The organism is Parasphingorhabdus marina DSM 22363, assembly GCF_900128895.1.
Taxonomy (GTDB): Bacteria; Pseudomonadota; Alphaproteobacteria; order Sphingomonadales; family Sphingomonadaceae; genus Parasphingorhabdus; species Parasphingorhabdus marina.
This window is the reverse complement of the sequence record NZ_FSQW01000001.1, coordinates 1,016,964-1,037,807: the sequence shown is the minus strand read 5'-3', so window position 1 is coordinate 1,037,807 and position 20,844 is coordinate 1,016,964. Positions and strand designations below refer to the sequence as shown.

The 20,844-nt window shown below is 57.5% G+C and carries 27 protein-coding genes; 17 read left to right on the top strand and 10 right to left on the bottom strand.

Going from position 1 to position 20,844, the window contains the following annotated elements; genetic code table 11:
- Nucleotides 1–3 precede the first annotated feature (3 nt).
- From BUQ90_RS05230 to BUQ90_RS05220, 3 genes are all read right to left on the bottom strand, one after another.
- The gene (locus BUQ90_RS05230) at nucleotides 4–570 is read right to left on the bottom strand and encodes a GNAT family N-acetyltransferase (RefSeq protein WP_074204022.1); all 567 of its coding nucleotides are present in this window, start codon (nucleotides 568–570) and stop codon (nucleotides 4–6) included.
- A 24-nt stretch (nucleotides 571–594) separates the two neighbouring features.
- On the bottom strand, nucleotides 595–993 hold the full coding sequence (locus BUQ90_RS05225) for a nuclear transport factor 2 family protein (protein WP_159437030.1): 399 nt from the start codon (nucleotides 991–993) through the stop codon (nucleotides 595–597).
- 270 nt (nucleotides 994–1,263) lie between these two features.
- Complete coding sequence (locus tag BUQ90_RS05220; protein WP_074204020.1) at nucleotides 1,264–1,881, bottom strand: TetR/AcrR family transcriptional regulator; 618 nt, start codon at nucleotides 1,879–1,881, stop codon at nucleotides 1,264–1,266.
- Nucleotides 1,882–2,001: 120 nt separating this feature from the next.
- On the opposite strand from BUQ90_RS05220, the gene BUQ90_RS05215 reads away from it, so the two are divergent.
- The 9 genes from BUQ90_RS05215 (at nucleotide 2,002) to BUQ90_RS05175 (ending at nucleotide 8,151) form a co-directional block, all read left to right on the top strand.
- Entirely contained in the window at nucleotides 2,002–2,880 is an 879-nt protein-coding gene (locus BUQ90_RS05215) for a phytanoyl-CoA dioxygenase family protein (protein ID WP_074204019.1), read from the top strand.
- Between the two features lie 3 nt (nucleotides 2,881–2,883).
- Nucleotides 2,884–4,542 carry a caspase family protein gene (locus tag BUQ90_RS05210; RefSeq protein ID WP_074204018.1) on the top strand — a complete coding sequence of 553 codons (1,659 nt, stop codon included), beginning with the start codon at nucleotides 2,884–2,886 and terminating at the stop codon, nucleotides 4,540–4,542.
- A 58-nt stretch (nucleotides 4,543–4,600) separates the two neighbouring features.
- Nucleotides 4,601–5,041 (top strand): nuclear transport factor 2 family protein, encoded by a 441-nt coding sequence (locus tag BUQ90_RS05205; protein ID WP_074204017.1) that lies wholly within the window; start codon nucleotides 4,601–4,603, stop codon nucleotides 5,039–5,041.
- 166 nt (nucleotides 5,042–5,207) lie between these two features.
- The gene (secE, locus tag BUQ90_RS05200; RefSeq protein WP_074204016.1) at nucleotides 5,208–5,402 is read left to right on the top strand and encodes a preprotein translocase subunit SecE; all 195 of its coding nucleotides are present in this window, start codon (nucleotides 5,208–5,210) and stop codon (nucleotides 5,400–5,402) included.
- Nucleotides 5,403–5,442: 40 nt separating this feature from the next.
- Nucleotides 5,443–5,976 carry a transcription termination/antitermination protein NusG gene (nusG, locus tag BUQ90_RS05195; RefSeq protein ID WP_074204015.1) on the top strand — a complete coding sequence of 178 codons (534 nt, stop codon included), beginning with the start codon at nucleotides 5,443–5,445 and terminating at the stop codon, nucleotides 5,974–5,976.
- A gap of 158 nt (nucleotides 5,977–6,134) precedes the next feature.
- On the top strand, nucleotides 6,135–6,566 hold the full coding sequence (gene rplK, locus BUQ90_RS05190) for a 50S ribosomal protein L11 (protein WP_074204014.1): 432 nt from the start codon (nucleotides 6,135–6,137) through the stop codon (nucleotides 6,564–6,566).
- 1 nt (nucleotide 6,567) lies between these two features.
- Nucleotides 6,568–7,269, top strand: coding sequence for a 50S ribosomal protein L1 (gene rplA / locus BUQ90_RS05185; protein ID WP_074204013.1), 702 nt, complete (start codon nucleotides 6,568–6,570; stop codon nucleotides 7,267–7,269).
- Nucleotides 7,270–7,346: 77 nt separating this feature from the next.
- Nucleotides 7,347–7,760: a DUF1330 domain-containing protein gene (locus tag BUQ90_RS05180; protein WP_074204012.1), complete on the top strand. Its 414-nt coding sequence runs from the start codon at nucleotides 7,347–7,349 to the stop codon at nucleotides 7,758–7,760.
- A 1-nt stretch (nucleotide 7,761) separates the two neighbouring features.
- A complete protein-coding gene (locus BUQ90_RS05175) occupies nucleotides 7,762–8,151 on the top strand; it encodes a GFA family protein (protein WP_074204011.1) in 390 nt (129 codons plus the stop codon).
- Between the two features lie 18 nt (nucleotides 8,152–8,169).
- Here the strand turns inward: BUQ90_RS05175 and BUQ90_RS05170 are convergent, their stop codons facing one another.
- Nucleotides 8,170–8,394, bottom strand: a complete 225-nt coding sequence (locus BUQ90_RS05170; protein ID WP_074204010.1) for a hypothetical protein — start codon at nucleotides 8,392–8,394, stop codon at nucleotides 8,170–8,172.
- 298 nt (nucleotides 8,395–8,692) lie between these two features.
- Here BUQ90_RS05170 and BUQ90_RS05160 point away from each other — a divergent pair, with 298 nt between their 5' ends.
- The 3 genes from BUQ90_RS05160 (at nucleotide 8,693) to rplL (ending at nucleotide 11,118) form a co-directional block, all read left to right on the top strand.
- Complete coding sequence (locus tag BUQ90_RS05160) at nucleotides 8,693–9,832, top strand: hypothetical protein (RefSeq protein ID WP_074204008.1); 1,140 nt, start codon at nucleotides 8,693–8,695, stop codon at nucleotides 9,830–9,832.
- Between the two features lie 352 nt (nucleotides 9,833–10,184).
- The gene (gene rplJ, locus BUQ90_RS05155) at nucleotides 10,185–10,697 is read left to right on the top strand and encodes a 50S ribosomal protein L10 (RefSeq protein WP_074204901.1); all 513 of its coding nucleotides are present in this window, start codon (nucleotides 10,185–10,187) and stop codon (nucleotides 10,695–10,697) included.
- Nucleotides 10,698–10,740: 43 nt separating this feature from the next.
- Nucleotides 10,741–11,118, top strand: a complete 378-nt coding sequence (gene rplL / locus BUQ90_RS05150; RefSeq protein ID WP_074204007.1) for a 50S ribosomal protein L7/L12 — start codon at nucleotides 10,741–10,743, stop codon at nucleotides 11,116–11,118.
- A 90-nt stretch (nucleotides 11,119–11,208) separates the two neighbouring features.
- Here rplL and BUQ90_RS05145 read toward each other — a convergent pair whose 3' ends face one another.
- Nucleotides 11,209–11,748 carry an acyloxyacyl hydrolase gene (locus BUQ90_RS05145; protein WP_084192496.1) on the bottom strand — a complete coding sequence of 180 codons (540 nt, stop codon included), beginning with the start codon at nucleotides 11,746–11,748 and terminating at the stop codon, nucleotides 11,209–11,211.
- A gap of 178 nt (nucleotides 11,749–11,926) precedes the next feature.
- Between BUQ90_RS05145 and BUQ90_RS05140 the strand changes: the two genes are divergently transcribed.
- The 4 genes from BUQ90_RS05140 (at nucleotide 11,927) to BUQ90_RS05125 (ending at nucleotide 16,290) form a co-directional block, all read left to right on the top strand.
- Nucleotides 11,927–12,619 (top strand): 5'-methylthioadenosine/S-adenosylhomocysteine nucleosidase family protein, encoded by a 693-nt coding sequence (locus BUQ90_RS05140; protein WP_084192495.1) that lies wholly within the window; start codon nucleotides 11,927–11,929, stop codon nucleotides 12,617–12,619.
- Between the two features lie 120 nt (nucleotides 12,620–12,739).
- Nucleotides 12,740–15,160, top strand: a complete 2,421-nt coding sequence (locus BUQ90_RS05135) for a putative bifunctional diguanylate cyclase/phosphodiesterase (protein ID WP_074204006.1) — start codon at nucleotides 12,740–12,742, stop codon at nucleotides 15,158–15,160.
- Between the two features lie 78 nt (nucleotides 15,161–15,238).
- Nucleotides 15,239–15,433 (top strand): hypothetical protein, encoded by a 195-nt coding sequence (locus BUQ90_RS05130; RefSeq protein ID WP_074204005.1) that lies wholly within the window; start codon nucleotides 15,239–15,241, stop codon nucleotides 15,431–15,433.
- A complete protein-coding gene (locus BUQ90_RS05125) occupies nucleotides 15,430–16,290 on the top strand; it encodes a fatty acid desaturase (RefSeq protein ID WP_074204004.1) in 861 nt (286 codons plus the stop codon). Before BUQ90_RS05130 ends, BUQ90_RS05125 begins: the two co-directional genes overlap by 4 nt.
- A gap of 10 nt (nucleotides 16,291–16,300) precedes the next feature.
- Here BUQ90_RS05125 and BUQ90_RS05120 read toward each other — a convergent pair whose 3' ends face one another.
- The 3 genes from BUQ90_RS05120 to BUQ90_RS05110 form a co-directional block, all read right to left on the bottom strand.
- Complete coding sequence (locus BUQ90_RS05120; protein WP_074204003.1) at nucleotides 16,301–17,017, bottom strand: SDR family oxidoreductase; 717 nt, start codon at nucleotides 17,015–17,017, stop codon at nucleotides 16,301–16,303.
- 155 nt (nucleotides 17,018–17,172) lie between these two features.
- Nucleotides 17,173–18,615 (bottom strand): 8'-apo-carotenoid 13,14-cleaving dioxygenase, encoded by a 1,443-nt coding sequence (locus BUQ90_RS05115; protein ID WP_074204002.1) that lies wholly within the window; start codon nucleotides 18,613–18,615, stop codon nucleotides 17,173–17,175.
- An 11-nt stretch (nucleotides 18,616–18,626) separates the two neighbouring features.
- Entirely contained in the window at nucleotides 18,627–18,995 is a 369-nt protein-coding gene (locus BUQ90_RS05110) for a hypothetical protein (RefSeq protein ID WP_074204001.1), read from the bottom strand.
- A 132-nt stretch (nucleotides 18,996–19,127) separates the two neighbouring features.
- On the opposite strand from BUQ90_RS05110, the gene BUQ90_RS17910 reads away from it, so the two are divergent.
- Nucleotides 19,128–19,709: a TetR/AcrR family transcriptional regulator gene (locus BUQ90_RS17910; RefSeq protein ID WP_275425807.1), complete on the top strand. Its 582-nt coding sequence runs from the start codon at nucleotides 19,128–19,130 to the stop codon at nucleotides 19,707–19,709.
- Between the two features lie 9 nt (nucleotides 19,710–19,718).
- On the opposite strand, the gene BUQ90_RS05100 is transcribed toward BUQ90_RS17910, so the two are convergent.
- On the bottom strand, nucleotides 19,719–19,934 hold the full coding sequence (locus tag BUQ90_RS05100; RefSeq protein WP_074204000.1) for a helix-turn-helix domain-containing protein: 216 nt from the start codon (nucleotides 19,932–19,934) through the stop codon (nucleotides 19,719–19,721).
- Nucleotides 19,934–20,503 (bottom strand): DUF2975 domain-containing protein, encoded by a 570-nt coding sequence (locus BUQ90_RS05095; RefSeq protein ID WP_074203999.1) that lies wholly within the window; start codon nucleotides 20,501–20,503, stop codon nucleotides 19,934–19,936. Before BUQ90_RS05095 ends, BUQ90_RS05100 begins: the two co-directional genes overlap by 1 nt.
- Between the last annotated feature and the right edge of the window lie 341 nt (nucleotides 20,504–20,844).

The following is a 20,844-nucleotide window of genomic DNA, read 5'->3' as shown; positions in this document are numbered from 1 at the left end:
TGATCATGTGATGGTTTTTACCACCACCCATTTATGCTTTCCAATCTGCCGTGATCTTTCGAAACCTTGTCGCTCAAACATATGCAAAGCACCATTAAAGAGAAAGGCTGACGATGCCTTCCTACCCTCAATATCCTCCGGATAAGCCTCGATAATTCCACCGCCAAGCTTTCGAATTTCTTCGATTGCACCTTCCAGCGCTACCGAAGCAACGCCGTTTCCGCGATGTCCCTTACCAGAGAAAAAACAGGTGATCCGCCAGTCGGGTAATACCGGATCGGTCTTTTGATAGGCACGCTGGTTGTGGATTCGCGGGAGCTCATTTGGCGATCCAAATTGACACCACCCCACGCAATCCCCGCTTTCATATACAAGCGCGGCATGCGCTCGGCCTTGGCGAACAAGACATTCCTTCGCCTTGCGCTTTTCAGCTGCATCGTCTGCACTTGCACCCTTTCCGTGATACCACATACACCAGCACCCACCCCAGACGCCGTTGTTCGCTTCGACAAGTCGCGCGAAATCCAGCCAAGTGGTTTCGTTGAGCGGTTTGGTGTTAAAGTCGGTCACGAGATGGTGTCAATCGGTTGATAGTCACTGCTCAATACCGCCTCGCCCCTCGGGTGTGAGCACTGCTGAATCGAAAATCACATGCTCTTCTATCGCCATTCCATCTTTAAGGCGGAAACGATCTACGCCCCGATAGGTACGTCGCTCCCCATGGATCATGGCTGACGTTTCCCAAGCAATGTATAACATCTCTCCATTCCCGGCGCAGTCGAGCGGAGTCACCGTCATGTCCTCCATCGTGGCCAATGTCTCGGTCATCCATTCTGCATAGGTGGTACCGGACATTATTCCTGCGCCAGTGAAATGAATTTTCGCGTCAGGCGCAATCACTTCGGGCACTCGGGCGCCAGAAGGTTTGGTCCAGAACGATTTGAAACGCTCATAGAAATCTTGCTGTTCAGGGGTGAGGTTTGTGTCGGTCATATTGCTCTCCGTGGCAGTCGTTGAGTACTGCAACAACTTATATGCGCGACGCATATATAGCAATCCAAAAATGTGCGTGGCGCATATATCTTGCATTGATGATGATCTTACTATCGATCTGTTAAGTGTTGCTGGAGGTACTTTTGCTGACCGCTCAGAATCCCCCCGGCGTAAAGTTAGCAGATGAGTATAGTGAGTTAGACGAGATGAGGACAGGATAGCACAAATCCCTGATGTCTGCTTTCGGGATGCAACCAACCTCCTACCCCCTCACCGCAAATCCAGCGCTCCGGCGATCAGCCCCCAGATCTGATGCGTCAGTACCTTGGCAGATGGCCGCGGTTCCATTTTCATGGCATGCATCAGGCTTTGACGCATCGCGCCGACAATCGCGGCGCCGGCGATTTGCGGGTCGATATGGGCACCGATATGCTGTCGCCGGATGCCCGATTTGATGTTGCGGATGGCCATTTCGATCATTTCTTCCTGGCGCGCGGCCTCTATCGCAGCGACCTGGTTTGAGCCAGCCATCCGGCCAAGAATGATCGGGGCCATCGGGTCGTTGTAGAGAAAGTTGACCGCCGCGTGCAGCCGTTGCTTCTCGCGGACCGCCCACTGGATATCGGGATCCAGATACTGGTTCACCACATGGTTGTAGCGATCGTAAAAGGCATCGATGATCGCACCCAGCATGCCCGACTTGGATCCAAAATAATGATAGGCCAGCCCGACAGAAACGCCGGCCTTTTCGGCCACCTGCCCCATTTCCAGTTCGCCCTTGCCTGTAATCAATATCCGTTCGGCCGCGGCAATGATCCTGGCGGCGCGAATAACCTTTTTGTCCGAACGCCCCGGCTTGCCCTGAGGGTTCCGCGTCCTCTCACTCACTTTCCGTCCTCCAGAAATCAGTATTTCAGCCTGTTTCAGCTTCTATCCATTTTTTGAATTGAATTCAATTCAATTTGCAGATAAAAATTCTGCCAAGAACCGAATCACGGAGAGAAACCAATGAATGTCGCGAGCACGATTGAACCGACCAATGTCGATCTGACGCCCTGGCTTGGCGGGCGCAGCTTTGAGGACTGCTGGACCCAGTTCCAGGAAGAGGGGTATGTAATATTCGAGAATGTGCTCACGCCAGAGGAATTGGAGGCCCAGCGCGCGGCGCTCAGGCCGTGGATTGACGCCGACATTCGCGGGCGCAACAATTTCGAAGGGTCGAATTCCAACCGCATCTACGCGATGCTCGACAAGGATCCGGTCTTCGCGGACCTGATTGCCCATCCGCTGCAACTGGCTTTTGCCGAACGCGAACTGGGAACCAGCGTGCTTCTCTATGCCAGTCTCGCGATTAACCTGCATCCCGGCGAGACGGCGCAGCCCTGGCATTTTGATGACAGCCATTGCGGCCTGGCGCGCCCGCGCGAACCGCTGAGCATGTCGACATTCTGGTCGATCACCGACACGACCGAGGACAATGGCGCGACAGAGATCATCCCGGGAAGTCATAAATGGGGTGACGAACAGCCCGACGGTGCCAACAGCGCCGATGATTTTGTCACCGGACGCATCGACGGTAATGGCGAAAGCCGCGGCGATCACCGGCAGGCGATCAAGGCGACCATGCCGGCTGGTTCGCTGATGATCGCCAAGGGCACATTATGGCATCGCGGCGGCGGCAATGACTCCGATGCGCCGCGGCTGATCGTCACACCCCAGTTCTGCAAGGGCTGGTGCCGCCCGCTCGAACAGCAATTGCTGGCCGTACCTCCCGGGAAAGTGGCCAAATTTCCAAAGCGTGTGCAGGAGCTGCTGGGTTACAATATCCACCTGCCCTTCATGGGATATGTCGATGGCATGCATCCGTCGAAGGTGCTAAACCCATGAGCCATGTCGCTCGTGCCGCCATTCCCGATTGACCGTCGGAATTTTATTTCCGGTGCGGCCGTCACCGGCCTCGCCGGCGGATGGGCCCATTCCGGGCTCCTTGCCAGCCCCGCCGCAACCAAACTGGCAGCCTTTGTCGTTGGCGTGGACAAATATCAGCACATCCGTCCGCTGGAACGCGCCGTCGCCGATGCCCGGTCGATAGCCGCGAAGGTCGAATCCTTCGGCTATCAGGTGCAGCTGGCGGAAAATGTCGATGCCGACGGATTGTTCCGCAGTTTCGACACATTCTATTCAAACCTGGAACCGAATAGCGCTGTCTTCATCTATATGGCAGCCCATGGCATCCAGTCAGCTGGAACCAACTTCATCCTGCCTGCCGATGTCGCGAAAGACGGTGATGCCCTGTTGGAGTCGTCCGTACAGACCGGCTATCTGCTGGATCAGATCGCCAGCACCAGACCGCGACAGGCGATTGTCATCCTCGATGCCTGCCGTGACGAGCCGCTGGAGATCCAGCTCAATGGTCGCGCCAACGGATTCGCATCCACCAACGCACCGGGCGGCTTCTATGTCACCTACTCCGCCGGTGCCGGGCAATATGCCATTGATCATCTCGGTGATGAGGACAAGCATCCCAATGGATTGTTCGTCCGGCACCTGATCGACCAGATGGCGCCAGATGTGCTGATTGACGATGTCATCAAATCCACCCGCGAAGCGGTGCTCGCCGACGCGCAATCCATTGGCCGCAATCAATGCCCGGCCATCTATGATCAGGCGGGGCGCGACGTCCGGCTGGATGCCAAAAAGGCACCGGCCCGTCGCAAGAGGCAAAACCGGAAAGCGGGGCTGGCGGATACCGGTGTTCTGGTTGTCGGGATCGAGAAATATGACGAGTTTTCCAGCCTTGTGAGTCTGGCGACGCCGCATTCCGATGCCCAAAGGCTGACGGCCGACTTTGAGGAACTGGGGGCGAATGTCACCACCCTGCTCGATCCGTCGCGCGGGGAGTTGCTGGCTTCCTGCAAGGAAATGGCCAGCCGTGGCCATGAGCGCAATTTTGTCTATCTCGCCGGAATGGGCGGACTGATTGATCGCGGAGCATGGCTGTTTCTGCAAGGCAGTTCGGCCGCGGCCAGCCAGAAAAAAGGGGAAGCCGGCACGCGCGGGCTGGCGATCAATCTCAAGCAGAGCAAAAGAAATGATGATCTCACCATGGTAGCGATGGGCGAAATTCTCGATGCTTTTGACATGAAGAATGTGCACCTGCTTTGCGACTTTTGCCTCGAAGATGCCCAGCTCCAGTCCGGATGGCAGACCCGCTTCGGATTGTCACCGGATGTCCTGAGCAACAGGATCACGGGCGTACTCGATAACATACGGGCCTTGGGGCAAGGCGAAGGTCCCGGCAACTATCCGCAATGTTCGGTCCTGTTTGCCGCGAGCTATTATCAATTTGCCATGGATGCCGCACCCGGTCAGCAACGCAGCCCCTTTGCCATCGCCCTCACCAACGCGCTCGGCCAGCCCGGACTGACAGTGGAGCAGTTTGCCAATTATATTCGCAGAGAAGTGGAAGATCTGACCGATCGCTATCAAAGCCCGATGCTGTTCTGCGAAAAGCCGACACAGGATGTCGTGCTGATTGATACAGTCTAGCCCGATTGTTCGCCTTCCCGCCCTTTTCGCAAAGATGAAAAAAGATGAAAGAAGTCTCATGCCGACAGACCAGCAACAGATTCAGAATCTCTACGCCGAATATTGCTTTGCGGTAGATCGCGGGACGGCCGAAGATATCGCGGCCTTTTTCTGGGAGGATTGTTATCTGAACTTTGGTGGCAATATCCATGAAGGCGTGGAGGAAGCGCGGGTCGGTTTCGCCAAATGGATCGCCAAGATGCGTGATCCGGTCCAGGGGCTCCGGCATTGTCTCTATACGCCAGCCATTACTGTGGATGGTGATCAGGCCCATGCCGAAGCCTATTATGACGCAGACGGACATGCGGGGCGGAAGGGCAAACCGATCCAGCTGCGCGGGCTCTATCGCAGCACATTGGAAAGGCGAGAGGGCGAGTGGCGATTTGTGAAGCATGAAGTGCAAATCTGGAACAGCATCCGGGAGGCGCTCGAAAAAGCGGAGAACAACACGGCTTCCTGATCCTTTTTCGTGGTGCAAAAATCCCGATCCCCCCTTGCCTATCCGGGAATCACGGCGTAAAGGGCTGGTTCTTTCCAGAATCATGCATATATCCGATCACAGTCCAGCGACTGATACCCGGAGTTTATGCCGGACAGACGGAAAAACGAATTTTTGGAAACACAGCATGGCAAAAGTCAATCCAGGAGAATTTGTGCGGCAGGTCCGCACCGAGAGCAGCAAGGTTGTCTGGCCGACATGGCCCGACACCGTCCGCACCGCGATCATGGTGCTGATCATGACCACCATCCTGGGTCTGTTTTTCCTGGGCATCGATTCGGTGTTCAACGGAATTGTCGGCTGGCTTCTGTCCCTGGCCTGAGCCACGGAACAGACAGATATTGGAAGAACGGGTTTAACGCATGGCACGCTGGTACATCATTCACGCTTATTCGGGCTTTGAGCACAAGGTCAAGGAAGCCATTGAGGCGGATGCCAAGCGCCTGGGTCTCGAGCAGCTGGTCGAGGAAATCGAGGTGCCGACGGAAACCGTGACCGAGGTGCGGCGCGGCAAGAAGGTGCAGTCGGAACGCAAGTTCTTCCCTGGCTATGTGCTCGCGAAACTGCAGATGACCGATGATGTCTATCACCTGGTGAAAGACCAGCCCAAGGTCACCGGCTTTCTGGGTACGTCCAAGCCACAGGCGATCAGCGAAGCCGAAGCGGCGCGGATCCTCAACACCAAGGAAGAAGCCGCCAACGCACCGAAGCAGCGGATCACCGTCAATTACGAAATTGGCGACCAGATCAAGGTGCTCGACGGCCCGTTCGCCAGCTTCAATGGCATTGTCGAGGAGCTCGACTTTGACAAGAACAAGGTCAAGGTTTCGGTTTCGATCTTTGGCCGCGCGACCCCGGTCGAACTGGACTTCGAACAGGTCGAGGTCGCGAAATAAGAGATTTGGTGGCCGCAAGGCTGCCGGATAAGCCCCGGAGGCTTTCAGCCACCGGACAACCCATGCGGGAGGCAGGTTTTCGAACTTGCTGTCTGACCGCTTAATTTGATCCGCCGGAGCCTGGTGCAAGGGTGGAGACAGAATGAAAGGACTGCCAAATGGCAAAGAAAATTGATGGCTATATCAATTTGCAAGTACCTGCCGGTATTGCAAACCCATCCCCGCCCATCGGCCCGGCACTGGGTCAGCGCGGTGTCAACATCATGGAATTCTGCAAAGCGTTCAACGCGGCGACAGACAAGATGGAAAAAGGCGCACCGATCCCGACCAAGATCACGGTCTATGCCGATCGCAGCTTCACCTTCGAAACCAAGAGCCCGCCCGCCAGCTTCTTCATCAAGAAGCTGACCAAGCTGAAAAAAGGCTCGCAGGAGCCGGGCAAGGAAGTCGCCGGTACGATCAAGACGTCGCAGCTGAAGGAAATCGCCGAAGCCAAGATGGAAGATCTCAACGCCAATGACATTGATCAGGCGATCAAGATCATCGCCGGCAGCGCCCGTTCGATGGGCATCGAAGTGGTGGAGGGATAAGATGGCTACACTGACAAAACGCGCCAAGGCCGCGAACGAAGTCGTGGACCGCGAAAAGCTCTACGGCATCGACGAAGCGATCAAGATCATCAAGGATCTCGCCTCGAAATCCAAATTTGACGAAACTGTCGATATCGCCATCAATCTGGGTGTTGATCCGCGTCACGCCGACCAGATGGTCCGCGGCGTGATCAGCCTGCCTGCCGGAACCGGCAAGGACAGCCGGGTCGCCGTCTTTGCCAAGGACGCGAAAGCGGACGAGGCGAAGGAAGCCGGAGCCGATGTTGTCGGCGCCGAAGACCTGATGGAAACCATGCAGGGTGGCGATCTCAACTTTGACCGCGTCATTGCGACACCGGACATGATGGGTGTTGTCGGCCGTCTCGGCAAGGTGCTGGGCCCCAAGGGCCTGATGCCGAACCCGAAGCTCGGTACGGTAACCCCGAATGTGGCCCAGGCCGTCAAGGACGCCAAGGGCGGACAGATTGAATATCGTGTCGAAAAGGCCGGTATCATTCATAACGGCATCGGCAAGGCCAGCTTCAAGGAAGCTGATCTGCGCCAGAATTTCGACGCGCTGATGTCTGCAGTGGTCAAGGCCAAGCCCACCGGCGCCAAGGGCAAATATGTCAAGAAAGTCGGACTTTCGAGCACCATGGGCCCGGGCCTCAAAATCGATCTCAGCGAGATCGAAGGCGCCTGATCTGGCCAAGACACATATCCAGAGATAAAAGAGGGCCGGAAGCAATTCCGGCCCTCTTTTTGTTTTGGAACACCGATATGCAGGTCATCAACCAGATTGAACCGTCGCCCAAGCGGGCACAGGAATTTTTCGGAGCCGCGGAAGATGGTCCGTTCATCATGGTCAATCTGCTCAAATTCAAAGACAAGGCCGAATATGATGATGGGTCAGACAACGGGCTTTCCGGACGTGACGCCTATTTGCGCTATGGCATGGCCGTCGCAGCCTGCCTGCAGGCGGTCGGCGCGAAACCCCTGACGTCCGGCATGGTGACCGGCCTTATGCTGGGAGAAGTCGAGGAATTGTGGGACATGGTTGCCCTTGTCCAGTATCCGTCACTCTCCGCATTTCGAAACATGGTGGAATCGCCGGAATATCAGGCGATCCAGCATCACCGCCAGGCTGGTCTGGAAGGGCAGCTCAATATCAAGATCAAGAGCCTGGCCGGCTAGCATGACCAAAAATTCCCACAAAGCCTCCTGCCTGTGCGGCGCTGTCAGGATCACTGTCGCGGGCGATCTGCCCGAGGGAGATGCGTGTCACTGTACCCAGTGCCGCAAGCAATCCGGTCATGTCTGGGCTTCCGTGGACGTGCCCATGGACCGCGTCGCGATAGACGGCGCGGACAATGTGCGCTGGTATCAGTCATCGGAGAAGGTGCGTCGCGGCTTTTGCGCAACCTGCGGGTCCTTTCTGTTCTGGGATGCGAGTACACGGGACGATATTGCCATCGCCCTGGGCGCTTTTGACAATCCGACCGGCACCCGGCTGTGGAGTCATATCCATGTGGCCGACAAGGGGGACTATTACGAGCTCGGCGACGGGATCCTGCAAAAGGACTGAATTTGGCGCGCGCGGCGTCTAGCGTTGCTTCACCCGGATTTCACAGACCTGTTGCTGTTTTTCCCGGATCTTGCCTCCCACCTTGAACTGTAGCGTCATGGCGCCGCATTCGGCTCCGGAGGACAAGGTTTTCGAGCGGGCGATCTCGCGCTCTTCGGCCCGGTCGACACAGGATATGCCGCATCCTTCATCGGCAAGATTTGCACCTGCGAGCAGCAGCACCACCGTCATTCCGGTCATCATGTCATTCCCTCCCTGCGGCCAAAGCTTATTAGAATAACGGTCGTGACCGCCAGAAATTTAGCTGTGAATGGCACGGGCAACTCCTCATGTTTCCACCGAATTTCACCTTTCGGTTCCCCAATCAGAGCAATTCGCGTGCCAGACTGGTCGCCTGCTTCCTAAAATCCCGCCTGATTTTGCCGTTTCTGGAACAGGAGCGGGAATTGCAAGGGACTGGCACGGTTCCTGCAGCTCTCCACTTTGCCGCCCAAGGGTCGATCGAAGCGGCAATGCAAAAGGAAACCGGATCAAGGTGAAAATGGCGGGATTGCTGACATATTGCCGAATTGGCTTGCTTTTGTTGCTGCCCTGGCACGCACTGCCGGCGGCAGCCCAGTCGGTGCACACCTATAGCTCGTTGGCGAGCTGGAACAGCGCCCTGCCCTCCACGGATGTCGTCTCCCGGGTCGAGACTTTTTCATCCGTGAACACCAATTATTCCATGTCGCAAGGCACCGGGGACAGCTGGAACGGATTCACGGTGGTCGCCTCAGGTTCCGGATCCTTCGGCATTGCGGGCTATTGCCCGCGGCTCAGTGATCCCCAGGCATCCTCTCCGACCACCTGCACCGGCTATAACGCCAATGCGCCATCGGTCCCCGGAATTGTCGGCGCGTTCGCGGTGCCGGGCTCCGGCGGTGGTACCGTCACCTTCACACCTACCGGGAGAGCCGTGGCCTTTGCGTTCAATCATGTCGACTGGAACGACAGCAATATCGGTCTCGAACGATCCGCGATCCGGGTGTTTCTCAGCGATGGCAGCTTCACGGATATTTCCGGGCCAACGCCCTCTGCAGCCGCCCCTGTCGGATTTCTCGGCGTGATTGTGGACAGCGACCTGATTGATGCCGGCGTTCAGATTACCAGCATTCTCTGGTATGGTCTCGAAGACGAGCTGGTCGGCATCTACAACGTCCGCACCACCGACCGGGTCGGCACCGCACGGCTGGCCGTCACCAAGAATTCCGATCTCTGGGACCCCGCAAACGAAGGCAGGTTTTCGATTCCGGGAAACGAGATGTTTTACCGTATCGAAGTGCGCAATACCGGAGACGGGGCGGTCGACTCCGGCTCGCTGTTCATACTCGACAGCCTGCCCGATGATGTCGAATTCTGGAACGGGGATATCGACTCGGGCGGTCCGGAGACCTTTGCCGACATCGCCCCGGTTGGTTTCGAACAGGTCACCGGCTCCGGCGTTCTGTTTGATCCTGTTGCCGACCTCAGATACAGCACTGCCGTTACGCCGCCCGCCAGTTTCGACGACTGTGTTTCCATTGCCATGGATGGCAGTTTCCGTTCCGACATCCGCTATATCTGTATCCGGCCGCAAGGCGTGCTGGGACATGGCGGATCGACACCGCGGATCGACTTCGCGTTCCGGGTCCGGATAAAGTAGCTTCCGGGCCGCCTTTCCAGACGTCTTCTGCACCAGTTTTTCTTGACTTCCCGGCTGTTGCCGCTAAACGCGCTCCTCGAACGGCAGTTTCGGCTGCCGGTCACCGTCCGAGACAGCCGGTGAGAGGAATTTGCCTCTCTTAATTTCCAGCCTAGACGGGGATCAGTTTTTTCGCAGGCATGCCTGCGGGTCATCTGCCAGCCTTTCGTGCGGCCCGTGACAAAACCCCCCTTCGGATACAAACAGGACTGGTTTCGACCAATCCTTTCGCTTGTCATTCCCGTGGAAACGGGGTGACAAATTTGGAAACAGGATGCCTGTCTCGACGGGTATCCGCATGAAGGAGCAAAATATGGATCGTGGTCAAAAGGCCGATGCTGTTGCTGCTCTGAACGCAACCTTCAAAGAGGCCGGCGTTGTCGTGGTGACACGCAATCTGGGTCTCACCGTCGCTCAGTCAACCGAGCTGCGGACGAAGATGCGGGCAGAAGGTGCCAGCTTCAAGGTCTCGAAAAACCGCCTCGCCAAACGCGCTCTGGAAGGTACCGACTATGCCCCGATCAGCGACTTGCTGTCGGGCCCGGTCGCGCTCGCCACATCGGATGATCCGGTGGCTGCTGCCAAAATTGCAGTGGAATTTGCCAAAGGCAACGACAAGCTTGAAATCGTTGGCGGCGCAATGGGCGATACCCTTCTGGACGAAGCCGGCGTGAAATCTCTGGCATCCATGCCGTCCCTCGACGAACTGCGCGGAACGATTGTTGGCCTGCTTACAGCGCCGCAAACGAAAATCGCACGGGTGGTCAAGGAACCGGCCGGAGCCCTTGCACGCGTAGTCGGCGCTTATGCCGCTTCGGGTGAGTAATTTTACTGAAATATTTTGAATTTTGAAATTGGAGTGATTGAAAATGGCTGATGTAGCTAAACTTGTAGAAGAACTTTCGAAACTGACCGTGATGGAAGCGGCTGAACTGTCCAAGGCTCTGGAAGAAGAGTGGGGCGTATCTGCTGCCGCTGCTGTTGCCGTAGCTGGCCCTGCCGGCGCTGGTGGTGGTGAAGCTGCTGCGGAAGAGAAAGACGAATTCGACGTCATCCTGACCGGCGACGGTGGCAAGAAGATCCAGGTGATCAAGGAAGTCCGTGCGATTACCGCTCTGGGTCTGACCGATGCCAAGGCTCTCGTCGAAGGTGCACCGAAACCGATCAAGGAAGGTGTTGCCAAGGCCGAAGCCGAAGAGATCAAGTCGAAGATCGAAGCAGCCGGCGGTACCGTCGAACTCAAGTAAGCCTGACGGTTCGATCAGAATTACAAACAAAAAGGGGGCGGTCTCCGTTATGGAGGCCGCCCCAATTGCTGCCCGATCCCCGTCAAAAGATCAGGGCAGTTTAACCACCAGCCGCAGCCCGACATTGTCGAGGCCCGGATTTTGTCCGTTATTGAATAACCCGGCATGGCTGACATGCACCCAGCTTGCTTCCAGGTCGACACGTTCCGAAATCTGCACTCCGATGGACAGTTCCGGTTCAAACAGCACCCGCGATCCCAGCTGGGTCTGCCATCCGTCATCGGCAATGCGCAGGGACGGTCCGTCGTGGATGGCAAGTCCGATGCCGGGACGAATGTAGATCTTGTCCCCGAATTTCCAGCTGATCCCGGCTGCCAGCATATTGGTGTCACCGTCGCTGTTGATTGAGGCGAAGACATAGGGAGATGGTGAACCGATAAAGGACAGCGCCTCTATCTCGTCCCCGCGATAGCCGATCTGAAAATCGGTGCCCCCCTCTCCGGTTTCCATCGAAAAGGGCGAGTCAATCGCATGCACGGCAACGCCGACATAAATCTCGTCAGCCAGCGCCGGCTGGGCGGCGATGAACGACATGAGAAAGGCGACAATATAGGTAACGGGATTTTGCATTTTGACGGTACTCCTGTGACACGTGATTGATGCCCGTGTCTTTGGTTGTGCCCCGATTATATGACCCTCAATCCCGCGCAGAAAGCGGCGTACAGCCCCAGTCTCTATTTGGGTCACGGCAATTGACAAGTCTTAACGGCTCCGCAATCAGAGTGCGGCACGATGCAGGAGTGACGGGTTGAGCGAAATCGAGAGAATTGCGGTTATCACAGGGGTTAACGCCGAAGCGGATGCGCTGCTTCCGGACGCTGCTGCGACCCTTCGCGAAAGCCCGCTTGGCACCCTCCGAAATATTGAGCATTGTGGTAAACAAATCAGTATTTTGTGCCCCGGGATCGGCAAAGTGCACGCAGCTGGCGCGGCCATATTCATGCATCAGCTGATTCGCCCCGACCTTTTTCTCGTCATCGGCACCGCTGGCCAGGTCAGTCCGCTCGCCGGCAATTGCTTCTATCTCCACGAATCACTGCAGGCGGACTATGGAGCGCTGGACGATTCGCGCGGCAATGACGGTTTTGTCCATTATAATGCCGGTGCCTGGCCAATGGGTCCGGCGGACTGGCGACCCTTTCGGGCCCTGCCCATGCCGCCCGCGCTGAACCTGCCCGCCGCCCGGATCGCGACAGCCGACATGTTCGTGAAATGCCCCGAACGTTCCAGCTATTTGCGGGACATATTGCAAGCCGATCTGGTGGATATGGAAACCGCGGCTGTTGCCCAGATCGCCCAACTCCTCGGCACGCCCTGGGCCGGCATCAAGGCGACGACCGACACGGCGGACGGAAAAAGCAGCGGGGACTTCCAAGAAAACTTGATACTAGCGGCCAACCGCGCCGCAGCGGCTACGACGGATTTGATCAGGAATCTCTAGCCGAACGCGGGAAAACAGGGATTCACGCGCTGCAGAACCCTGTCAGGGCATAAACCATTTAACAATCCGCCATTTCTACCGTTCTACTTACTCGAAGTTCGTACAACGGGAAGAAACAGTATGGGCAATCCGGTTACGCTGCAGCGATTGCTGGCCATGCAGAAGAAAATCTGGCGGTTTCGTCTTGATACAGATGCGGAAACCGCAGAAACCGTGGCGCGCGAACAACTCAAGTCGATCAGCCAGATTTCCCGCATCGGTTCGCTGATTTCCATTCCCGGCACCAGCTATATTTTGATCAAGATCTGCATGCATGCGAATATCGCCTTTGCAGCCTTCACGATTTTCTGTGTCGCAGTGATGGCTTTTGCCAGTATCCGCAATTACCGGCGGCAAGCCCGGGTGGACCATGATCGCATCGACTATGAGAAGTCGGCCCGAATGATTGTGGCCGAGGCCAAGCTCAATGCAGCTTTTGCCAGCGCTCTGGTGGCTGTCCCGCTCGCCTTTGGGCAAATCCCGATGGGGCTGGATGTTGCCATCCTCGGCATCGGCACGGTTATCATTGGCGGGTTTATTTTTGGCAGCATCCCTCGCGCCCAGAGCTGGTATATGGGCATTGCTTCCTTGTCATTTACCGGAGGTTTTCTGGCGGCGGAAGGGACTGCCGCGCTGGGCGGTGTCGCCCTGTTCCTGTTTGTCACGCTTTGTGCCGATTATATCTACCGCATGTTCTTCTTCAACTTCGTGCAACGCCACATCCATGCCGCGCGGGAGAAGAAAGCCGCCGACACGGTCAGGTTATTGCTCCACGACTATGCCGAACAAAGTTCGGACTGGTTGTGGGAAATTGACGAAGATTTCCGCATCATCAATCCGTCCGCCCGTTTTGCTTCTGCTGCTGCCCGGGAAATCCGGGAATTGCGCGGACGTCCTCTGACGGACCTGTTCGAAGACAGTACGGAACGCAACTTCCTGATCCAGTCACTGGATTCGGGCGAAGCCTTTCGCGATCTGGCGGTTCCCATCAATATCCATGGCAAGCTGTTTTGGTGGAAACTCTCGGGTCGCCCGACCCCAGGGACGAATGGCAGTCGTCTCCATATCCGCGGCGTTGCAGCGGATATCACCCGGGCGAAGCTGGCAGAAGAGCGGGTCGCCCATCTGGCGCATTTCGACAGTCTGACCGATTTACCCAACCGCGCCCTGTTCAACCAGTCGCTGCAACGATCCATTGCCCGGCTGAAACCCGGGCAAAAGCTCGCCATCCTTTATCTCGATCTCGACTATTTCAAGAGCATTAACGATACGCTGGGCCACGGCGCCGGAGATCTGGTACTGAAAGCGGTCGCCAGTCGACTGGAGAAAGCCATCGGGGTGGAAGATGTTGTCGCCCGTTTGGGTGGCGACGAATTTGCCATTTCCTTGCGCCACATATCATCTGATGCCCAGGCCAAAAGACAGGCCGCGTCCGTCATCCGCAAACTGTCAGAACCGATCATGATCGAAGGACAGCCCGTGGTATCGGGCGCCAGCATCGGCATTGCCATTTGCAATGCGCCGGGACTGGGGGCCGACGAACTGCTGAAATCCGCCGACATCGCCCTTTATCATGCCAAAAATAACGGGCGCAGCTGTGTTTCCGTATTCGAAGAATCCATGGGCACAGCGTTCCAGGATCGGCGGAATATCGAGCTTGACCTGCGTTCGGCCCTGCAACGGAACGAGCTCGAGCTGCGCTATCAGCCGCTGGTCAATATCGAGAGCGGGGACACCATCGGCTATGAGGCGCTGCTCCGCTGGCACCACCCGGAGCGGGGCCTGATCATGCCCAATGCCTTCATTCCGGTGGCCGAGGAAACCGGGCTGATTGTGCAGCTGGGTGAATGGGTCCTGCGATCCGCCCTGCAGGAGCTGTGCAACTGGCCGGATCATCTCAGTGTGGCGGTCAATCTGTCGCCGTCGCAAATGCGCAGTCCCAATCTGATCCCGACGATTGTAAGCGCTCTGGCGGCAACCGGTGTCGATCCTTCGCGCCTGGAACTGGAAATCACCGAGTCGGTGTTGATGAGCGACAGCCAGAACAATGTCGAGTTGCTCCACAAGATCCGCTCGCTTGGCGTGCGGATCGCGCTCGACGATTTCGGCACCGGCTACAGTTCCCTCAACTATCTGCGCAGCTTCCCGTTTGACAAGATCAAGATCGACCGCTGTTTTGTCGAGGATGTCGACAGCCGGGAGGATTGCCGTGCCATCATCCGGGCCGTGACAGGTCTCGCCTCCAGCCTCGGGATGGTCACCACAGCAGAGGGTGTCGAGCGCGATGGCCAGCTGGATCAGCTCAAAGAGGATGGCTGTGTCCAGGTGCAGGGCTATCTGTTCAGCAAGGCCCTGCCGGCCACCGAAGTCCAGGGACGCGTCCCGCCTGACGTCGAAACCGGAAATCCCGCCGAAAATATCCATGGCGACCGGGACCTGGAAAATTCGTGGGCCAGGCCAGAGCACAAGCCGGGTACGGATGCGTCAAGAAAGACCGGATAGAGACTTACTGACAAGAATGTAGATTGTTTGATATTTTCGGACCTGTCGGCTAGCATGCCCGCGTTTCGGAGAGGGTTCATGCAATTTGTCCTGAAAAACATCCTGCATTTCATGCCGTTGATTTTCGGACTGGGTTTTTTGGGCCCGCTCATTTCTCAAATCCTGGCCATGGCGGGTCATGGTGAAGTCGCGGGATTACCTGCGCTCGCCATTGGTCTGACTATTGGTGGGCTGTGGGGAATGATCGCCCAGTGGCGCGGGCGGTGGCTATGACGATCTCCACCTCACCCAATGCCCTGCGTCGCCAGGAACAGCAAATCGCCCGCAAATATGCTGGCCGCCTGCCCTGGGAGGCGGTGATCTGGGGCCTGGGAAACCTGGCAGTCTGGCTGGCTCTCTGGCCGCTGGTATTTTTCGATGTCATGCCGCTCTGGCTCGCTTTCCCGATTGCGACGCTCAACGTCATGCTTTGCTATCTGCCTTCGCACGAGGCTCAACATGATATAATCGGGCGCAAGGGCACGAAATGGCGCTGGCTCAACGAGCTGGTCGGGCATCTGTCTACCATTCCGCTGGTTCTGCCCTATCGCGTCGCCAAGGTGACCCATATCCAGCATCACCTCCATGCCAATGATCCTGACCGGGATCCCGATTACAGCAGCATGGCACCGGGACCCTGGCAAGCGATCTGGAAATCGATTCAGAACCGGCAACCCGGAGCAAAGGGTGGCTTCAACAAATATGGCGATATTCTGAGAGATATCGGACGGGAGGATCTGCTGCTCGACGGCGCGCTGTTCCAGATTGTCCATTTCGCTATCCTGATTGGCCTGGCGCTGTCCGGTCATGCGATCGAGGCCGCGTTGCTGTGGTGGCTGCCGCGGCAGATCGGTCTGACCTATATCCAGTTTTTCCTCAGCTGGGCCCCGCATCATCCCGCGGACGGCACGGGCCGCTATCGCGACACCCGGGCCTTCCGCAGCAGCTGGGGCAATATCGGCTCAATGGGCATGCAATATCATATTGTCCATCATCTCCATCCCTATATCCCGCTGACCGACACACCGGCCGCCTATCGCGACATGCGGCATATTCTGGAACAGCGGGGGTGCCGGCTGGAGAATATCTGACAGGTCGGGATCAGGCCTGTCCGGTCGGCCGGATCATCAGCTCGCCGACACAGACTGACGGCGGCTGGTTCAGCACATAAGCGACACTGTCTGCGAGATTTTCGGGTTCGAGAAATTCGAAATTGAACACCCCGCCCATCATTTCGAGCACGGACTGGTCCTTGATGCTGCTGCCCAGTTCGGTTTTCACACCGCCCGGGAATATCGTGGTGACCCGGACACCATGCGCGGTCATTTCCTTGCGCAGCGTATCGCTCATCGAGCGTACCCCGGCCTTGGTCGCCGAGTAAACGGCACTGGACGGAAAATTCTCGAGTGCGGCGATCGACGAGATGATGATCACATGGCCATCCTTTCGCGCGACCATCCGGGGAAGTACCGCGTTGATCCCGTAGAGCACCCCGCGCAGGTTGACGTCGATCATGCGGTCCCAGTCCTCGACATCGCCTTTTTCGATCAGCGAAACCGGCATGATGCCGGCATTGCAGACCAGGGCATCGACCTGACCAAATCTTTCCGTTGTCGCCGCAGCCAGCGCCTCCTGGTCCGCACGACTGCTGACATCGGTCACATGAAAGGCGGCATGTTCTCCCAGTTCTTCTGTGAGAGATTCCAGCCGGTCAGCCCGGCGGGCGGCCAGCATGACATTATACCCATCGGCAATCAGCTTGCGCGCCGTAGCCTCCCCGATGCCGCTCGAAGCGCCGGTCACAATTGCTGTTCTCATGTCTGTCTCCTGCTGGCTCCAAACCGGGTTTTTCGGCGAAGAACAGCCCGGCGGCAAGCCGCAGTTTTGCTAGCGGGAAAGCAGGCCGGTCCCGAGAATGTGGTCAATATGCATTGCCGCATCCCAAATATCGAACAGGCAGGACAGGGGGTCGGCTAGCTCGCCACCCAATTGCCGTGGAATCCCGGCGGGATCCGGTGGGGCACATGGATCACCGCCTGCGGCTCGCCGAGAAAATCGTCGGCCTTCAATATCGTCAGCTCGCTGGTCTCGTTCCCGGCATCGATGACCAGTCCGATCAGCCAGCCTTCATCTTCACCGGCGCCTTCATGGCGGGGGACAAAAACGAATTCGCCCGGATGTCGGCCTGCGCCAAAATCGCGGGTCAAGGTCTCGCCTGTTTCCAGATCATGTTTGAACAGCTCATTGCCCGCGACATCAAAATCGCCATTCTCGCCGCCCAGGGAAACCGCATAGGCATAGCGATAGGGCTGGCTGGTCAGCCGTTCGTCATAGCGCGGAAATTCCTGGGGACGGTCATGGAGGATTTTGCGATCCACCTTTCTGGTCGCCGGGTCGATGGTCCAGCGCTCGAACCGCGACCAGTTTCCGCCGGGACCGAACGTCGTGCTGGCATAGGTGCTTTCATGCACCACCACGTCGACAACCGTTTTTCCGTCACCGGTCTCGAACGCATTGGCCGGATGATAGACGTAGCAAGGCTCGTCCAGCTCGCACCAGATAATGTCGTCATTGCTGCCGCTTTTCGGAAGCAGGCCAATCCGTGCGCCATGGTCCGGGTTCCAGTCATAGGGGAAAGCATAGCCGGCCAGCATCCGCTTCATCGAAAATGTCGCGGGCAGGTCGAAGACCAGCACATTATTCTCGGTAATCTGGCAGTCATGGATGGACGGGCCGTCCTTCACCGCAATCGGCTCCTCGCGGGTGACCTTGCCATCCGGACTGACAACCACATGCCAGACTGTATCGGCCACCGGCGCGTCATAGCAGATGGCATGCATCTCACCGGTTTTCGGATCGACATGGGGATGCGCGGAAAAGGCGTTGGTCAGCGTGCCATCAAAGGGATTGTGCTTCACGGTGTCGAGTTCGTCCGTCAGTTCGACCGGAAATCCTCCGGCCTCGACAATGGCAAAAGTCTTGCCGCCGATTTCGACAATATTGGTATTGGCCGTGTCACTGCCCGGCTTGCGGGTACCCGGCTTGCGCGGTTCTTTCAGCGCGTCGCTGACCGCATTGGACCGGATCCAGCGATTGCGATACCAGACAGCTTCCCCGTTCTGGATGCGGATCCCGTGCGCCATGCCATCGCCAACAAACCAGTGATAGCTCGCCTCTTGTGGCGGGGTCACGGGATTGGGACCAATCCGCATGTAGCGGCCGTCCAGACCGGAAGGGATCGTACCGGTCACCTGCATCGCCGAAATGGTTTCCTCGCTCTGCATGGGTTTGTGTACACCGGTCAGATAGGGATGGCCCTCCTCCGGTTCGGGCAATCTCTTGCGATTGAAATTGGCGACCCCGGTCATCACCGGGGTGACGGCGGCACGGATGGTTTTTTCGATTACGGAAGCCATGGGAATTCCCTTCAGTTGAAATATATGTCGGCCAATGCGGCGGTGGCCATTGCCAGAAGTATCAGCCCGCCGGGGTGCGGCCGGCGCAGTGCCGCGAGATTGCCGATGCCGGAAATTGCGAAGACCAATGCTGCGGTGAGCGGCAGCAGGTCCCCGCCGTCCTGGATTCGATTGACCAGCACCGCAATGCCAAGCGCAGACCAGGCAATGGACGGGATATGAAAGACAGCGCGGAAAATATCTCGGGATGACCGGTTGGCCAGTACGCCGGTTGAGACTTCCCGGTAAAGCGGGCCGAGCAGCACGCGTTCGCCGAGCACGCTGTGCGCGATGCCGACGATCACCCCAAGCACGGCGGCAAGAGATGCATAAATGAGCATGCCTGTTTTCCTTCCCGGTTGCGCCGCGCCCGAACTGTCTTGCAAAGCGAGTCGCAATGTTTATGCTGTTAACATGGAGCAAAATGCTAACAGTGTCAACATTGGCCTGCTGATCACCGGAACAGGCGTCCAGTGAGTCCAGCAAAACCGGCCTATCATCACGGGGATCTGCGATCTGCTGCTCTGGAACTGGGAATGGAACGGCTGACCGATCAGGAGCATCCCGATCTCGGCCTGCGCGCCCTCGCCCGCGATCTGGGAGTCTCGGCCACCGCGCTCTATCGCCATTTCCCGAACAAGGACGCCCTGCTCGACGCACTGGCGCTGGAAGGTCTGGATCAACTGGGCGCGCACCAGGCGGAGGCGGCCCGGTCGGTTGGCGGCGGGGTCGAGGGGTTTGGGGAAATGGGCGTGACCTACGTCCGCTGGGCGGTCGAACATCCGGCCTTGCTTCGGCTGATCTACGACCGGGTGGGAAAAGTCGATCTGGAAGCCGGCAACCCGACACGCATGGGGGAAGCCTTTTACCAGCTGCGCGCCGGCATCACCGCGATGATGCCCGGCGACATGCCTGCCGAAGAACGCGCCGCCGCCGCCCTGCACGCCTGGTCGCTGGTCCACGGCCTCGCCATGCTGATCCTCGATGGCCAGATTGCCTATGACCCGGACATGGTGCGAAAGGTCGTGCTGATGACCCGCTTTACCGACTGCTGAGTCCGGGGATCAGTCTGCCTCCCCGTCCTCATAGGACAGGAGGTCGCCTGGCTGACATTGCAGTTCCCGGCAGATTGCCTCCAGGGTCGAGAATCGCATCGCCTTGGCCTTGCCGGTTTTCAGGATCGACAGGTTTGCCAGGGTGATCCCGACCCGCTCCGACAGTTCGGACAGGGTCATCCGGTTGTCATGGAGCAGGTCGTCGAGCTTTACCGTAATCGCCATCAGACGGTGCCCTGCAGTTCGTCCTGCATCTCGGCGCCGCGGTCAAAGACCCGGGCGAGAATGATCAGCAGCAGGACCAGCAAGATGCCGGAGATGGACAGGCCACCCTCGATATGCATGCTGAACTCCTCGCCCGGCTGGACCTCGCCAAGGATGGAGACCATTGCGCTGGCCAGCAGACTGCCGACAAAGGTCACAATCTGGATGGCGAAAGCGGCAACGCCCATGCCGCGCAGCCGGGTGCCGTTGATCCGGGTGAAAGGATTGCCCTCGCCAACCGAGTCGACAATCCGGCGCAACCGGTTGAGACCGAAAAGGGTCAGCAGCATCATGACAATGCCCAGCAGCATCAGGCCGACGATCATCCAGACGACCTCGGTGCCTGGCGGCGTCACGAATGTATCCGCCATTTCGGCCGCCACCTCGCTTGAGAAAAACAGCAGTACCGGGATCGCAAAGGTCAGCACAGTGACGCCAAGCAGCATCAGCCATTTGGTCACAATCAGCAATCCGCGCGTGGATTTCAGTACAATGTCATTGGTTTCGGGGGATTTTGTGGTCTGGTTCATTTCCTGTTCCGTTTCTGATTCGTCGTGATTTATTGTTTATCAATATACGAATATCGATAAACGTCAATAGTTTTATTGTTTTTCAATAAATGTAGGAAATGATGGGACAAGCCAGACAAGCGTCCAGTTTGTCCAGTACAATTCCCCGACGCCGTTATGGCTCCACCCCTTGACCGCAATCCAACATCTGCCTATATCGCTGGCTCACCACAGGTTTCGAGACAGGGTGCGCAGTTGCGCAGCGCGCCGCAGGAAATGAAATCTGACCGGTTTTCAGGACGCTAGAAGCTGCAATTTCCTTTCCGGGATTCCCGGCATGGAGATATGCGGCTTTTTGCAGT